We start from the raw sequence: 15,089 nt of genomic DNA, 5'->3' as shown, positions 1-15,089 counted from the left end.
AATCGTGCAGAACGAGCAATCAAACCGTTCGTCATAGGCAGAAAAAACTGGTTGTTTAGCCAGACTGCCACCGGCGCTAACGCGAGTGCTATCCTCTACAGCATCATTGAAACGGCCAAGGCTAACGACCTCAATGTGTTCGAGTATGTCATGGTTAGCCTAGAGCAGCTCAGCAAACCCGAAGTCGATATCGAGCAGCTACTACCATGGCAGTTTGCTAAACGCTAGGTGGGATCACCGGACGCTTACGATATTGCGGCAAGTAGTAGGAAAATAACGGACGCAATGTTTGATTAGATAACAGTTCTTCTGATGACTCTTGAGTGAATTGAGCTGTAATGTGCAGGTTAGATGTAAGGTAAGGATGAATTGCACCTCTCCCGTCGCCCACAAGTTTTTTCAATGCTTGCTCAAGGGGAAACTCACTAATAGCTAAATGACGGCATATGCGGCTAAATAGAGACTCATCAGGTAATGCTGTAGGCAGCTGCATGATGAATCTCCTGTTTAGATAGGCCCTTACTCATTAATTATAGGCTAGCTCTGAAAGCGGATCGTCAAGAACGATATTTCTAGACCGTAAGTAACGTATAGAGTCCTCTAATTCAGCTGCTTGTTGGAACAGATCAGGATCATCAATTCGGCTTTTAAGATCTACAGCGTTAACTAACTCAATTAGCTTAGTAGCAAACTCTGGGTGCTGAGGCTTAGTGATATCACCCGTTTTATCGATAGTTTTAACTGCTGTTTCCCTTGCACTACGTGTATTCCGCTGCTTTCTTTTAGGTAAGACTACTTTAAGATCAATAACTTCTTCAGTTTGCCGTGAAAGTCCGCAAGCAACGGCGTTACCAGCTTCTAATGTTGCAGCAGTAAGTCTTTCATCATCAGAACCGATAATTAACCTTTGCGCCTCTCGGTATGTACGGCTTGCCATATCAATATTACCAACCGAAAGAGAATGAAGAACATCATTAAGTTCTTCAGTAAGCTCTGTATAAACATTCGTCCATTGATACTGCCAAAGTTGCTCTATAAATGCATTCCATGAAACACTATCCCTTGCCAAGACTGACATAGTATGATGGTAACCACTTTCTGCTCGACGGGCAGCCTTGAGCTCCTTAATAAGAGACTGATCAAACGGAGGATTTGCGACAAAGAAAAGTGGTACACCTAGCTTGTTCACAAGTCTATGCAAAAATCTTAATAAGTTGTTCTCACCACCTGTTCTTTTGAACTGAAGGTTTTGCATTTCATCAATAACTAACATACCGAGAAAACTAGACTTAATACACTGTTCTAGCTGTCGAATTAAAGCACCTATAGTTCCTGCTGGCTTTGTTTTTTCTCTATCAAGTGCTAAGTCTAATGTTGATAATATTTCTTCACACAAATCCCTAACGCTTGAGTTACTAGGACAGTCAACTTTTATCCAAACAACTTGTTTTCTTAATTCTAGTTGTTGACCTTGATAGGACTCATGAACAATAACATTTGGGAAGTAACCCAGAACTTGTTCAATCATCGAGGTTTTGCCTACACCGCTTTCACCAATGAGAGTCAGCCCATCTCCTTTAGGCTGAAAAAAGCCTGTTCGAGGTTCTATGTCAGGTCTTTCATCAACAAAATAATGTAGGTACTGTACAGTGGTAGGGCTAAGTGGATTCTTGGTCGAATACCCCTTTTTGATAGACCTCTCCACTGCTCTAAAACATGCTTCATAATCAGTCAGTGGTTGCCTAATTTCTTCAATACGATTTAGATACTCATCGCGAACCAATGGATTAGGGTGATCAGCGATTTCTTCTGAATAGTCAGGGTAATTACTAAAATCCTCCATGACACTTTCCCATGATTTCTTGGTTGGAAGTGCTTCTATAAGCGGATTGCCTTGATGCTCAGGTAAAATTGCATCTTTATATACAGCAAGTTCCACTCTCATGACCCACCTCCATTAGTTCTTCTTTTTCTCCCTTTTGGTAAAGGAATGATTTTACTACCTAAGGGGAAAGAATCAGGGATACTATTAGTAACTGAAACCTCAAAATCTGGTGCAATCATATTTGTTGTAGCTTCTAATTCTTCCTTTCGGCGCTGACGGATGTTGCTCGTTTTATCTTTAAAAGAGACATTTTCAGCATTTTTACTTCTACGCTTCGCTTGTCGAGCTGTCTCCTGGCGATGCTTATGGTCGTCAATAGAGGTCGTTGATATAGGGGTTAACTCTTTCTTAGTATCGAGCCAATCTCGAATGAAGTCTGATTCATACATAGACTTATCACCCAACATACGACTTCGAGGTAACAAGTTACACTTAATGAATTCTCTGTTTTTATCTAAGCGAACATAAATATAATTTGTTGTATTTTCATCAATACGCGCTTCAAGTCTCCAGCGTCCTGACGACCTAGCGACAGATGCTAGATTACGCTCTTCAACTTCTGAACAGGAATAATACATACCATTAAAATATATTCCGCTTCGGGTCATGCTGACTTCAGCGGATGGTAGCAGTCTAGCTATAACTTCATCACTATTAGCGGATTGAAGTTCATGCCTATGTTTTGCTAGATGTATTTTCCAGTAGTTCAAAGGGGTCGGAGATAGGTCATTCTCTATGAGTAAAGGGCTAGAATAGACTAAACCATCAAGAATTGAACGATTGTGCTCTAATACTGCTTTTATTATTTCTGCAGTAACTTCTTTTAGTGTATAGATTGCGTCTTTTCTTGGATCTCGACTTCCTCGAACAACGTTCCCACCTCTCGTTGTACCCAGTAATTCGTGAACTACTTCATTGTTAAGAGTATCAAATCGTTTTTCTACAACACCTTTACAGTCAGGTCGATATGGTGGCGTAAACGATAGCTGTGTCATTGGTGTCAGAGCTCTCTGTGGCTGTATGCCAATCATTTCTCCATTGTCGCAAACCAACTCTTTAGGAATATGAGCGCAAGGCCACTCTGAATCAGCTATCTCCAAACCAAAGCTCTTACAGTAATCAGATTTAGGAAGGAAACTGTTAGTTAATGCCTGGCGGGCTGCACGCCATGAAGCATGGTATAGAGACACATGCATACCAACTATCATTCGACTAGCTCTGTCAGCCACGATGTATATCGTCGGCCGCCCTAAAACATAATGAGATCCAAGTTCAGATACGATATGTACATCAGCAACAGTTGCATCAATTTCAAAATGCCCTCCTGGCAAGTGGCTTCTATCCGTAATACTGCCGAGTGCCCCCCTTTTATTTCTAAGGTAATCGTTTTCCGATGTTCGTTGTTTGATTATCTGTTCTTTACTGAATAGCTTTGTGGACCAGTAACTAAACTGCTTTTTAGTTGGGATCAATGGATACCTGCCACATGCCTCAGCCAAACTTATCTCTTTTGAATAACTATCTTTGAGCAAATTTTTATAAGTTTTTGCTAGCGTCAACCCTGACTCTTTGAGGTAGTACTTCCGTAACGCTTTTTTGAATTTGTTCTTATCTTCATCACTAACAATAAACTTAGCCGCTCTATCAAAAGCTGTGGTTCTTGGTTGTTTTGGCGCCCCCAAAGGTTTTGTTGTTGGGATTCGGTCTCTCCCAGCACCTCCACTTTTAGAAAAGGCAGGTAACAGGGCCATTTTGTCCTGACCATTTCGCCAATATAGGGTAAGTAATCTAGCTAAAGATTTACGGTCGGCACCAATTTCTTTTGCGTATTTTGCAAGCTGAGAAGAGCGCCTTTTGGTTGCATAATCAAAGATAAAGGATCTGTCGAATACAATACCTTTGATGAAACCATAGTTTTTATCTCGACGACCAATGTAATCATCTGAAATATTTTCCTCATCAACAAGAAGATAACTCGGCAATTCATAATGTGCTTTTTGGGCTTTACGGCTCGAAAAAAGCTCAATGAAACTTTCTAGTGAAACCGCTATAGGCCTTACCGTTGCGGAAGTATCGTCTAGCGAGAATAAAATAACAGATTCAACATCCTGAAAGATATCCAACAAACGATATAGACCGTCTTTAAGCAACTCCGAATCATTTACGCTCCAAACGCTGTTTCTAGGAAGCTCCATATAGCGTACCTCCTTGATGATCAGCAACAGACATCACATCAATAAGCCCTGATTCAGAAATATTTGTCGATAGATCTACCTCAATTAAGTGGTCGGCTATGAGGAAACGAACTAGTAACAAAGCATCATCATGAGAGGTAATGTTCATTGAGATTAACTGATTACAAAGGTCTTCAATGAAAAATTGTCCAACGTTCATTATTGATAGAGCACAATCTAATTGCTCAAAAGAAAAACTGATCGCATTCTTACGAAAAGGGGATGAGGCCCATTCAAGGTTGCTACTTTGGACCCTAGTTAATTCATTACCGGTAAAGTATCTAAACTTAACGCCAAGCAACTCCCAACATACTCGCTCGATATCTATTTTCTCGAGCACTCGGAGATCGCTAGAATCATCTTCAGGTTTGACTGCAACGGCTTGGTATATAATGCCTTGAGGGGTGTCTATCGTGAGCAACTGATCAGTTGTCATGATAATTGGCTCTTTCGTATGAGGATGGGTTGGGTGTTCAACACCAAGGATTTTAGCAACTTTCTGCGTAAAATTTAGAGGAAAAATAGGAAATTGCTCTCTGATATCAACTACACAGCGCGAAAACTCAGCAAGATGAAAGTGCTCACTTTCTATCGAAGACATCATATGGTGGTCTCTTTGAGACTTCCTACCATAAATTAGTGAGCGTTTTCCTTCAGATTTTACATCCTGAATTCTGAGCCAAGGCTTGTACTCAGAACCTTGACCAATCCCATATTTATTTTTTAATGCTCGTTCAAAGTCTTTCAACGACTCCAGTTTACGCCCACGTCCCATACTCAATCCAATGACAGCTACCTAGATTTATCATAGTAAGCTAAATCACTACGGGCAAACTTTATTGTCTCAAAATCCTCCTACGGGCAAACTTTAGAGCTTACGGGTAAACTTTATTGTGTCTACACAAAGCTACACCGCCTGACCGACGGCGACACCGGATGCCCAGGCCCACTGGAAGTTGAAGCCCCCGAGCCAGCCGCTGACATCCATCACCTCGCCGGCAAAATAGAGTCCTGGCACCTTCTTACTCTGCATATCTTTTGACGAAAGCTCGTTGGTATCCACTCCCCCCAGGGTAACTTCCGCGGTGCGATAGCCTTCGGTGCCGTTCATCAAGAGCTGCCAGTTATGAAGATTATCGACGATGAGATCGCGCTGAGCATGCACCAGTTGATTGAGCGCCAGATTCAGCAGCACCTCGTCAAACAGCACCTCTACCAGGCGTTTAGGTAGCCACTGCGACAGGGTATTGCGCAGGCTCTGCTTAGGATGTTTGTCGAGTACCTCGCTCAAGGCCTGGGCGGCGTCGAGCTGGGGCAGAAGGTTAATCGAGATGCTCTCACCCGGCTGCCAGTAGTTGGAGATCTGCAAGATAGCCGGTCCCGACAGGCCTCTGTGAGTAAACAGCAGCGCCTCGCTAAACTGGGTACCATCTTTGGCGGTAATGGTACTGGGCACCGCAATACCAGAGAGCGGCTCAAATTTCTGCTTCTGATCGCTGTGCCAAGTAAAGGGCACCAGGCCGGCGTGAGTCGGCAACACCTTGAGGCCAAACTGCTCGGCAATCTGATAGCCAAAAGGTGAGGCGCCAAGCTTTGGCATAGACAGCCCACCCGTCGCCACCACCAGGGACTCACAGCTGTACTCCCCCTTGCTGGTCTCCAGCATGAAGCGTCCATCGTCTTGCTTATTGATAGAGAGAATATCGGTGCGCAACTGTACCTGAGCCCCGGCCCATTCACACTCGGTCAGCAGCATGGTGACTATCTCTTTGGCCGAGTCGTTACAAAACAGTTGGCCATGATCTCGCTGGTGATACTCGATGCCGTGGCGTTCGACCAGCTCGATAAAGTCCTGTGACGAGTAGCGAGCCAGCGCCGACTTCACGAAGTGGGGATTGATACAGATAAAGTTAGCCGGCTCGACTCTCTGATTAGTGAAGTTGCAGCGACCACCGCCGCTGATTAAGATCTTGCGCCCCGCCTGTTTGCCGTTATCTAACACCAGAACGTCTCGCCCGCGATAACCCGCCGTCGCCGCGCACATGAGGCCCGCCGCGCCCGCACCGATAATAATCACGTCATGATGTTTCACTTAAATACCGCCTCAAACAAGTTAATAGCTACCGAACGCAACCCCAAAACACAGGGGATAAAACTCTCCCATTCATGGGGGAAATGCCTAAAAATGCCGGGAACATTTTTGGCCGTGTATAAATCCCCTCTTTCACCGCTGACCTTCACGGATGAAGGAAATGCCATTTGATGTCGGGAACATCAAAGGCCGTGGCCACCGGGGATAAAACTCTGACCCCCTCCATGGTGATCGGGGATAAATACATCCGTGTATAAAAAAGGGCGCTATTTTAGCACCCTTTGTTGTTTTTAGCATGAGTCGCCGATGGCCACTATTCGCTGTCAGTGGTCTCCGACTTTTTCTGTCTCGCCAACAAGGCTTTAGCCGCCTCGTGTGGCGTGCCGCCCTGGTAGAGCACCTTATACACTTGCTCGGTGATCGGCATCTCAACACCCAGACGCTTAGCCAAGGTATAGACCTCTTTAGTATTACGGTAACCTTCCACGACCTGACCAATCTCGGCCTGTGCGGTGTCGACCTCCTTACCCTGGCCCAGCGCCAAACCGAATCGACGGTTACGGGACTGGTTATCGGTACAGGTCAACACCAGGTCACCCAGACCCGCCATGCCCATAAAGGTAGAAGGTTGAGCGCCAATGGCCTCACCCAGACGTGACAGCTCCACCAGCCCGCGCGTGATCAGTGCGGTACGGGCGTTGGCACCAAAGCCGATGCCATCCGACATGCCCGCGCTGATGGCGATAACGTTCTTCACCGCGCCGCCAAGTTGCAGGCCGATAAAGTCGTCGTTGGCGTAGACACGCAGGCGTTTCGGGCTATGTAATAACTCCACCAAATCATTGGTGAAGGTCTCATCGGTACCGGCAACCGAGATAGCGGTGGGCAAGCCTGCCGCCAGCTCTTTGGCGAAGGTCGGGCCTGACAAGACCGCCAGCGGATACTCTTCACCTAAGATTTCTCGCGCCACTTCCTGCAGCAGACGACCCGTCTCGGGCTCCAGACCCTTAGTGGCCCAGACGATGCGAGCATCTTCACGCAGCAACGGCTTAGCCTGCTTGAGCACCAAACCAAATACATGGCTAGGCACCACGACCAACACATTATTGGAGGCGGCTAACGCGGTAGCAAGGTCAGATTCGGGGATAAGAAGATCCGGCAGCGGAATACCGGGCAGAAACGCCTCATTGGATCGATCACGCTTGAGGTTCTCGATATGTTCAGGTTCGTGGCCCCAAATCAGGGTTTTGTGTCCGTTACTGGCTAAAGAAATAGCAAGGGCGGTGCCATAAGAGCCCGCCCCCAGTACCGTAATATCGGCAGTGTTGTTCATGCGTAATTAAGCGTTCGCTTCTGCTGCTTCACCGGCAGCTTCTGCCTGCGCCTGACGCTGTTGCACGTATTGAGCAAACAGAGCGTCGAAGTTAACTGGCGCAAGGTTCAGTTGTGGGAAAGTACCACGAGCAACCAGGCTACCCACAGCTTCACGAGCGTATGGGAACAGTACGTTAGGGCAGTATGCACCTAGAGAGTGAGCCAGTTGCTGCTCAGTCAGACCAGAGATAGCGAAGATACCCGCTTGCTGAACTTCACATAGGAAAGCAGTTTCTTCACCGTTTTTAGCCGTCACAGTAAGCGACAGGACAACTTCATACACATCGTCGGCCAGCTTAGCGCTGCGAGTGTCTAGGTCTAGCTTAACTTCTGGGTTCCACTCTTTCTGGAAAACAGCTGGGCTGTTTGGCGTTTCGAAAGAGATGTCCTTGGTGTAAACACGTTGAATGTTGAACTGTGGACCCTGTTGTTCGTTATTTACTGCTTCAGCCATAATTTCCTACCTAATCAATTTTGTTCGATTCATTCCGTGAGGAGAATCATCTTCAGGGCCTTTGTTACTCGAGTCCTAATCTAGATCTCAGCCACCATCCCGATTTTAGTATTTCCTTAAATCTCACCAGATGGGCGATTTAAGCCATTTTTTATAAGAGATGACACTCTAATCAAAGAAGCTTAATAAAAGCAATCCTTGTGTGGGTTATCTTTTGGTTTTGGCAACCGGTAAGTTATTTTGTTGCCATTCGCTCATCCCACCCTTGAGGTTATAGACAGACTCAAAGCCTTCTTTCACCATCAACTGAGCCGCTTGCGACGAGGTCATCCCTGCATTGCATACCATTATAATGGGACTGGCTTTAAACTTTTCAAGGGCAGATGTCTTATTATTTTTAATTTCAGCCAAAGGCAGGTTGATCGCGTCAACGATATGGCCTTTCTTAAACTCTTCCTTAGAGCGCACATCGACCACCTTGGCGTCTTGCTTGTTAATTAACAAGGTCGCCTGCTGATGATCTACAGTTTTCACTTTTGAGATACTAGACTTAAAAACGCTCACAATAAGCGCTGCAAACAAGCCCACCCAGGCGAGACTCAACATTGGGTTGGCTTTAAAAAATTCGATATATTCTTGCATAGTTTTCGGCCTACTTCTGTGGCTTGAGAGACTGTTTGGGCAGAGAGTATAACCGATTGTTCAGGCAGATTGCAGCATGTTGTTCACCCCCTACAGAGGGGCGATATTGAGAGATCCCTTAAATTGTGACGGGCTCGATGAGGGTTATCGGTGTAAATCACTTTTTGATCGTCCCTGTACGTAGTAATATTTATCCAATTTCAGAATTCTAGTTTTCTTTTTAACGTTAATAGGTACCACCATGACGACACGCAAACGCCCATTGGCACTGCTGATCCTCGATGGCTGGGGTTACCGTGAAAATACCCACATGAATGCGGTATATCACGCCAACACTCCTGTCCTCGATCGCCTCAACAAAGAATACCCTAACAGCCTGATCTCAGGCTCGGGTCTGGATGTCGGTTTGCCCGACGGTCAGATGGGTAACTCAGAAGTTGGTCACATCAACATAGGCTCAGGCCGCGTGGTCTACCAGGAACTGACCCGTATCGGTAAGTCGATTGAAGACGGCGAGTTTGACACCAACCCCGCCTTTGTCGACGCCGTCGATAAGGCCATCGCTGCCGATGGCGCAGTACACATCATGGGTCTGCTATCACCCGGTGGCGTACACAGCCATGAAAGCCATATCCAGGCCATGTGTAAGATGGCGGTTGAGCGCGGCGCCAAAAAAGTCTATCTGCACGCCTTCCTCGACGGTCGTGACACACCACCAAGAAGCGCCAAGGGAAGCCTGGAAGCCTTCAACGAACTATTTGCCAAGCTAGGCACAGGTCGTATCGCCTCCTTGATCGGCCGCTACTACGCCATGGACAGAGACAACCGTTGGGATCGCGTCTCTCAAGCCTATGAGCTGATCACCCAGGGCAAGGCACTGCACCAGTATCAAGATGCCGTTGCGGCACTCGACGCCGCCTATGGCCGCGATGAAAACGATGAGTTCGTTGGCAGCTCTGCCATCACTGACGCCGACGGAAATGTCGCTACGCTCAATGACAACGACGCGCTGATCTTCATGAACTTCCGCGCCGACCGCGCCCGCCAGATCACTCGCAGCTTCGTCGATCCAGCATTCGACGGCTTCGAGCGTGCGGTAAGCCCTAAGATCAACTTCGTCATGCTGACCGAATACGCCGCCGACATTAAGGCGCCGATCGCCTATCCATCGGTGGATCTGGTCAACACTCTAGGCGAAGTGCTGCAAAACAGCGGCAAGACTCAGCTACGTATCTCGGAAACCGAGAAATACGCGCACGTCACCTTCTTCTTCAACGGTGGTAAAGAGGAACCGTTTGAGGGTGAAGACAGAATCCTTATTCAGTCGCCTAAGGTCGCCACCTATGATCTACAGCCAGAGATGAGCTCGACCGAGCTGACCGACAAGCTGGTAGAAGCCATCGAGTCGACCAAGTATGACGTGATCATCTGTAACTACCCTAACGGTGACATGGTAGGTCATACCGGCAACTTCGACGCCGCCGTCAAGGCCTGTGAGGCAGTCGATGCCTGTATCGGCCGCGTGGTCGAGGCTTTGGCCAAGGTAGACGGTGAGTGTCTGATCACCGCCGACCATGGTAACGCCGAGCAGATGACCGACGAGCAAACTGGTCAGGCCCATACCGCCCACACCAGCGAACTCGTGCCTCTCATCTATGTGGGACGCAAGGGTGAAATCTCGCCAAACGGAAGATTAAGTGATTTAGCGCCAACCATGTTAACCTTGATGGGACAAACAGTGCCATCAGAGATGACAGGGCACTCAATCATTACCCTAAGCGAGTAACGACTCTTTGCTTAAACGTTCCGGATTCTATAAAGCCAGCATACTTGCTGGCTTTATCATGCTCTCTTGTACTGCTCAGGCATCAGACCTGAAGCAGCGTCAATCCGAGCTCGAAGCGATCCAGAAACAGATAAGCAACCAACAGTCGGCCCTGAAAGACACCAGTCGCCAACATGAGAAACTCATCTCTCTGCTGAAAAAAGATGAGCAGGCGATCGCCGCCGCAGCAAAGAAGGTAACCAATACCCGGGCTTCTCTGGCACAAACCGACAAGAAACTGGCCGAGTTAGACGGCCGCAAGGCAGAGCTTGATAGCCTCAAGCAGAAGCAACAGAAGACGCTATCCAATCAGCTAGCCAGCGCCTATCTGGCAGGCAACCACGATTACACTAAGATGCTGCTCAATCAGCAGAGTCCAGCCACCATAGAGAGACTGCTCGCCTACTATCAGTTTCTCAACAAGGCGAGAATGGACGCCATTAAGCAGCTGCAACAGACGATGACCGAATTAACGGCCATCGAATCAGAGCAGAAGGCGCAGCAGACCAAGCTCAACGAGCTGATCCTCAATCAGCAACAGCAGGCTAAGACTCTCACCCAAGAACAACATCAGCGTCAGCAGACCCTTAAACAGATAGAGCGCACCCTCAACTCACACGGTGCCAAGCTGGAACAGTTACAGATAGAGGAAGCCAGCTTGAAGCGGGTCGTCGAACAGGCGCTGAGAGCCATGAAAGACAACCCCAGCATGGAAGGCCTCTCTAGCCGTCAGAAACTTAACTGGCCGACCAAGGGACGCATCCGCGTCGGATTCGGTAATCGACGCTCAGGCGAAGTAAAATGGAAGGGCGTGATGATGGCCGCCCCCGAAGGACAATCGATCGACGCCATCGCCTCGGGCAAGGTGATCTACGCCGACTGGCTCAGAGGCTTTGGTATGGTGATGGTCGTCGATCACGGTAAGGGCTATATGAGCCTCTATGGCCACGCGCAAACCCTGCTCAAAGACGCCGGCGACAGCGTGAAGAAAGGGGAAACCATAGCGCTAGTCGGACGCTCGGGTGGACAAACAGAACCTGGCCTATACTTTGAGGTAAGGCATAAGGGGCAAGCGGTCGATCCTGCGAGATACTGTAGACGATAACGCGACAACGACCCCGAGTTATGGGGGGCCTGTCCATGTCTCAAATGATCCGCTATTTCACCTGTGTCGCCCTGGGCCTCACCCTAGGCCTCTCAATCACACTGTTTGGCCATGAGAATGCCAAAGAATACCAGCCCAAGGTCAACTACCCACTCCTCATCGACATCATCAGCACGGTAGAAACCTACTATGTGGACAAGATCTCCCAGGAAGATCTTATCCAGGCGGCTATAGAAGGGGTATTCAGCAAGCTGGACCCTTATTCAAACGTCCTCGACAGTCAGGCCTTCTCCGATATCAAGGATGCCAACAAGGGGGAATACTTTGGCTTCGGCATAGAGATAGCCACAGAGCAGAACCAGGTGACCATCATCAGCCCATTTCCCCACTCGCCAGCCGCCAACGCCGGGATTCAACCCGGGGATCGCATCGTCAAAGTCAACAATGAAACGGTAACGGCCAAGCAGCTCGACAATGTGCTGGAGGAGATCAAGTTCCATAGCAAGCATAATCTGGCCATCAACCTCTCGTTGAGCCGCGCTAACTCGGAGGCGCTGTTCGACGTCACCCTGACCCCGAGCCTTATCGATGTCAACTCGGTAGAGGGTGAGTTACTCGATAACGGTATCGGCTATATCAAGCTCTCCAGCTTTCAGGATGACTCCACCGAAGATCTTATTAAGCTATTGACCCAGTGGCAAAATGAGCCTGTTACAGGCCTGATACTGGATCTGCGCAACAACCCAGGCGGCCTGCTGGATCAGGCGATCAAGATAGCCGACATCTTCCTCGCCAAGGGACGCATCGTCTCCACCCGGGGGCGTTTCTTCGATGCCAACTCAGACTACTTCGCCTCGCCGCAGACTATGTTCTCCAAGCTGCCACTCACGGTATTGATCAATAAGGGGTCGGCCTCGGCCTCAGAAGTGCTGGCCGCGGCGCTGCAGGAAAATAAGCGGGCCACGCTTATCGGCGAAAAGAGCTTCGGTAAAGGCACGGTGCAGAGCCTGATCCCCACGCTTATCGAGGGCAATGCCATCAAACTCACCATAGCCCACTACACCACACCAAAAGGCAGAGACATACATGCCATCGGCATAAAGCCAGATATAAATATCCCTGGCGAGACTATGACTGCCGGACAAAGTGTGCCTATAATCGAGGAGCAATCACCCCATGATGCTAGCGCCCACGATAGGGTTATCGAATCGGCGATCTCATGGATAAAAACAAATAGTTAGTGAATAACAAAAATAGTGCGCTTATTACTCTTATTAGCTGTCTTATTTACCACACCACATAGCTTCGCCGCCCAGGTCTCCATCATCATTGACGACATAGGTTATCGTCAGACCGACGAGGCGGTGCTGGCGCTGCCAAGCAATATCACCCTCTCAGTACTGCCCCATACTCCTCTGGGAGAAAGGCTTGCCGCCATCGCCCACGACAAAGGCCACGAGATCATGCTGCACCTGCCCATGCAGGCTTTAAATGGCAAGGAGATGGGCCCTGGCGGACTGACCAATCAGATGAGCGAACAGTCTCTCAAGCAGGCTATCGAGGATGCTTTCAAGAGTGTCCCCTACGCCAAAGGCGTCAATAACCATATGGGCAGCCTGCTGACACAGCTCGACGACCCCATGACCTGGTTAATGGAAAGCCTTAAGCAGCAAGATAACTATTTTGTAGATAGCATGACCACCAGGTACAGCAAGGCGAGCGCCGCAGCAAACAAGCAGGGCATTCCCTTATTGAAAAGACAACTCTTCTTAGATAACGATGTATCCCCCCAGGCTCTGGAGAGGCAATTTAATCAGTTGATTCAGAAGGCGCATAAGGAAGGGCAACTCATAGTGATAGCTCACCCCTATCCCGAGACCATCAGCTTCTTAAAGGCGAATCTGCCTCGTCTTACAGAAGAGGGGATCACCTTAGTGAATACTTCCAGGCTGCTGCCTTATCGCCTCGCGCAGAAGGACCCCGCGGCCAGCGACAAGGTGCATTTAAGATAGGGCGAGCTTAAAGCTCTAAAACCGGAATAGAAAGATCCGGTAGTAAGGCCTTTAAGTCGTCACGATTACTGACGACATCGGCCAATGAGTATTTGTCTAACACGGCAAGATAGGCATCAACCGCTTCGGCGAGCACGCCCTTAAGCTGACAGGCAGGCGAGAAGCGGCAATAGGGCTTGCTACAATCGATAGGCGAGAGCGAGTTTTCCAGCGTGCGCACCAGGACACCGATATTGATCTGGTCCGCCGGCTTACCTAACTTAAAACCACCGGCCTTACCGCGCACCGTCTGCAAATAACCCTCTTTGCCAAGATGATGCACTATCTTAGACACATGGTTAGCCGACAGATCGAACACCTCGGTGACCTCTGCAATTCTAAACAGTGTTTCTCTCTCTGGCGATAAGGCCAAGTACATTAACGTACGAATACCAAAATCTGTATAACGAGTTAACTGCATAACCTACCTTCTAAGACTGCGTCGCCGCTTCTAAAGATGTAATCAACCAAAGTGCCTCTTCTGCCGTCGAACCGCAGACCTCTGGTTCGGCAATAAAACGATCACACAGCGCAGGGCGCTCAGGATGACCGAATATCTTACAAAGATTCTGCTCATCTAACTGGATGCAAGGCACGCCGGCAGGCTTGCCTTCAGGCATGCCAGGGATAGGGCTGGTGATCGACGGCGCTATACAGCAAGCACCACATCCTAGACGACAATTCATACGGCATTATACCTATATTTGTGTAGCTTGTTAGCCATTAAGATCACAGCATTATTCTGAGATCTCATAAAGATTAGCCCCACCTAATAGTAAAAGAGATAAAAACCTAGGTTTCACTGTGAGAATCTTGTGCAGGTGTAGTTAAATTCGGCAATCAATCAGCTCTCACATGGATGCCTGCAGCGCGAACCAGCTAGGCTGCGAGCTCAGGAACCTAACCGCCAAGGATAGCGGAAATGCAGTCTATAAATGGAACAATAAACTGCCACACTGCGTAAGCAGCTTTGGACTGCAGGTGAAGTAGATGCTTTCGCGCGACCTACATGGATGTAGGAAGTGCCATAAATTGCCAGGAGCAATTTAGGCGAGCGTAGACAGCAAAAAGCCCTAGCGTTTTAGGCTAGGGCTTTTTGCTTTATTAGGCGCCTGGAAATGACCTACTCTCACATGGGGAGACCCCACACTACCATCGGCGCGATTGCGTTTCACTTCTGAGTTCGGGATGGGATCAGGTGGGACCACAATGCTATGGTTTCCAGACAAAATTGTAAATTCGGAAAGCTGTACTCTTAGCTAAGAGTCAATTTGAGTTTTAGTACACGGATGTACTCTATGTCATAAATGCAGGAGCAATTTATGACCTCACTTCAATCAAGTACTTTTGTATTCTTTTGATTCAGTAACCATCGTACGAAACCCTTTTGGGTTGTATGGTTAAGCCTCACGAGTCATTAGTACAGG

Annotated in this window: 15 protein-coding genes and 1 rRNA gene; 5 read left to right on the top strand and 11 right to left on the bottom strand. The window is 48.3% G+C overall.

Features of this window, described 5'->3' with window-relative positions:
* Positions 1 to 228, top strand: a 228-nt coding sequence (locus L1D47_RS18035) for a transposase domain-containing protein (RefSeq protein WP_239886272.1), incomplete at its 5' end; no start/stop codon positions are given.
* Here the strand turns inward: L1D47_RS18035 and L1D47_RS18030 are convergent.
* The 8 genes from L1D47_RS18030 to L1D47_RS17995 all read right to left on the bottom strand — a co-directional run bounded on the left by L1D47_RS18030 (position 218) and on the right by L1D47_RS17995 (position 8,681).
* Positions 218 to 493 (bottom strand): hypothetical protein, encoded by a 276-nt coding sequence (locus tag L1D47_RS18030; protein ID WP_239886271.1) that lies wholly within the window; start codon positions 491 to 493, stop codon positions 218 to 220. The two genes, L1D47_RS18035 and L1D47_RS18030, sit on opposite strands and share 11 nt — an antisense overlap.
* A 33-nt stretch (positions 494 to 526) precedes the next feature.
* Positions 527 to 1,945 (bottom strand): ATP-binding protein, encoded by a 1,419-nt coding sequence (locus tag L1D47_RS18025; protein ID WP_239886270.1) that lies wholly within the window; start codon positions 1,943 to 1,945, stop codon positions 527 to 529.
* Complete coding sequence (locus L1D47_RS18020; RefSeq protein WP_239886269.1) at positions 1,942 to 4,080, bottom strand: transposase; 2,139 nt, start codon at positions 4,078 to 4,080, stop codon at positions 1,942 to 1,944. The genes L1D47_RS18025 and L1D47_RS18020 overlap by 4 nt, the downstream gene beginning before the upstream one ends.
* Positions 4,067 to 4,894 carry a TnsA endonuclease N-terminal domain-containing protein gene (locus tag L1D47_RS18015; RefSeq protein WP_239886268.1) on the bottom strand — a complete coding sequence of 276 codons (828 nt, stop codon included), beginning with the start codon at positions 4,892 to 4,894 and terminating at the stop codon, positions 4,067 to 4,069. The genes L1D47_RS18020 and L1D47_RS18015 overlap by 14 nt, the downstream gene beginning before the upstream one ends.
* Positions 4,895 to 5,026: 132 nt before the next feature.
* Positions 5,027 to 6,211, bottom strand: coding sequence for an NAD(P)/FAD-dependent oxidoreductase (locus tag L1D47_RS18010; protein ID WP_239886267.1), 1,185 nt, complete (start codon positions 6,209 to 6,211; stop codon positions 5,027 to 5,029).
* A 313-nt stretch (positions 6,212 to 6,524) separates the two neighbouring features.
* The gene (gpsA, locus tag L1D47_RS18005; RefSeq protein ID WP_239886266.1) at positions 6,525 to 7,544 is read right to left on the bottom strand and encodes an NAD(P)H-dependent glycerol-3-phosphate dehydrogenase; all 1,020 of its coding nucleotides are present in this window, start codon (positions 7,542 to 7,544) and stop codon (positions 6,525 to 6,527) included.
* A gap of 6 nt (positions 7,545 to 7,550) precedes the next feature.
* On the bottom strand, positions 7,551 to 8,039 hold the full coding sequence (secB, locus tag L1D47_RS18000) for a protein-export chaperone SecB (protein WP_041509750.1): 489 nt from the start codon (positions 8,037 to 8,039) through the stop codon (positions 7,551 to 7,553).
* A gap of 207 nt (positions 8,040 to 8,246) precedes the next feature.
* On the bottom strand, positions 8,247 to 8,681 hold the full coding sequence (locus tag L1D47_RS17995) for a rhodanese-like domain-containing protein (RefSeq protein WP_239854130.1): 435 nt from the start codon (positions 8,679 to 8,681) through the stop codon (positions 8,247 to 8,249).
* Between the two features lie 241 nt (positions 8,682 to 8,922).
* Between L1D47_RS17995 and gpmM the strand changes: the two genes are divergently transcribed.
* From gpmM to L1D47_RS17975, 4 genes are read left to right on the top strand one after another with little or no spacing between them, the layout of a single operon-like run.
* On the top strand, positions 8,923 to 10,467 hold the full coding sequence (gpmM, locus tag L1D47_RS17990; protein ID WP_239886265.1) for a 2,3-bisphosphoglycerate-independent phosphoglycerate mutase: 1,545 nt from the start codon (positions 8,923 to 8,925) through the stop codon (positions 10,465 to 10,467).
* A gap of 58 nt (positions 10,468 to 10,525) precedes the next feature.
* Positions 10,526 to 11,611 (top strand): peptidoglycan DD-metalloendopeptidase family protein, encoded by a 1,086-nt coding sequence (locus L1D47_RS17985; protein WP_239886273.1) that lies wholly within the window; start codon positions 10,526 to 10,528, stop codon positions 11,609 to 11,611.
* A gap of 35 nt (positions 11,612 to 11,646) precedes the next feature.
* Positions 11,647 to 12,852 carry a S41 family peptidase gene (locus L1D47_RS17980; protein ID WP_239886264.1) on the top strand — a complete coding sequence of 402 codons (1,206 nt, stop codon included), beginning with the start codon at positions 11,647 to 11,649 and terminating at the stop codon, positions 12,850 to 12,852.
* Positions 12,853 to 12,867: 15 nt separating this feature from the next.
* Entirely contained in the window at positions 12,868 to 13,623 is a 756-nt protein-coding gene (locus L1D47_RS17975) for a divergent polysaccharide deacetylase family protein (protein WP_239886263.1), read from the top strand.
* A 7-nt stretch (positions 13,624 to 13,630) separates the two neighbouring features.
* Here L1D47_RS17975 and L1D47_RS17970 read toward each other — a convergent pair whose 3' ends face one another.
* The 3 genes from L1D47_RS17970 to rrf all read right to left on the bottom strand — a co-directional run bounded on the left by L1D47_RS17970 (position 13,631) and on the right by rrf (position 14,888).
* Positions 13,631 to 14,083: an Rrf2 family transcriptional regulator gene (locus L1D47_RS17970; protein ID WP_239886262.1), complete on the bottom strand. Its 453-nt coding sequence runs from the start codon at positions 14,081 to 14,083 to the stop codon at positions 13,631 to 13,633.
* Between the two features lie 10 nt (positions 14,084 to 14,093).
* Positions 14,094 to 14,348, bottom strand: coding sequence for a YkgJ family cysteine cluster protein (locus L1D47_RS17965; protein WP_239886261.1), 255 nt, complete (start codon positions 14,346 to 14,348; stop codon positions 14,094 to 14,096).
* A 424-nt stretch (positions 14,349 to 14,772) separates the two neighbouring features.
* A 5S ribosomal RNA gene (gene rrf, locus L1D47_RS17960) occupies positions 14,773 to 14,888 on the bottom strand.
* Positions 14,889 to 15,089 lie beyond the last annotated feature (201 nt).

It is taken from the genome of Shewanella sp. Isolate7, assembly GCF_022398425.1.
GTDB lineage: Bacteria > Pseudomonadota > Gammaproteobacteria > Enterobacterales > Shewanellaceae > Shewanella.
This window is presented reverse-complemented; position numbering and strand designations above follow the sequence as displayed.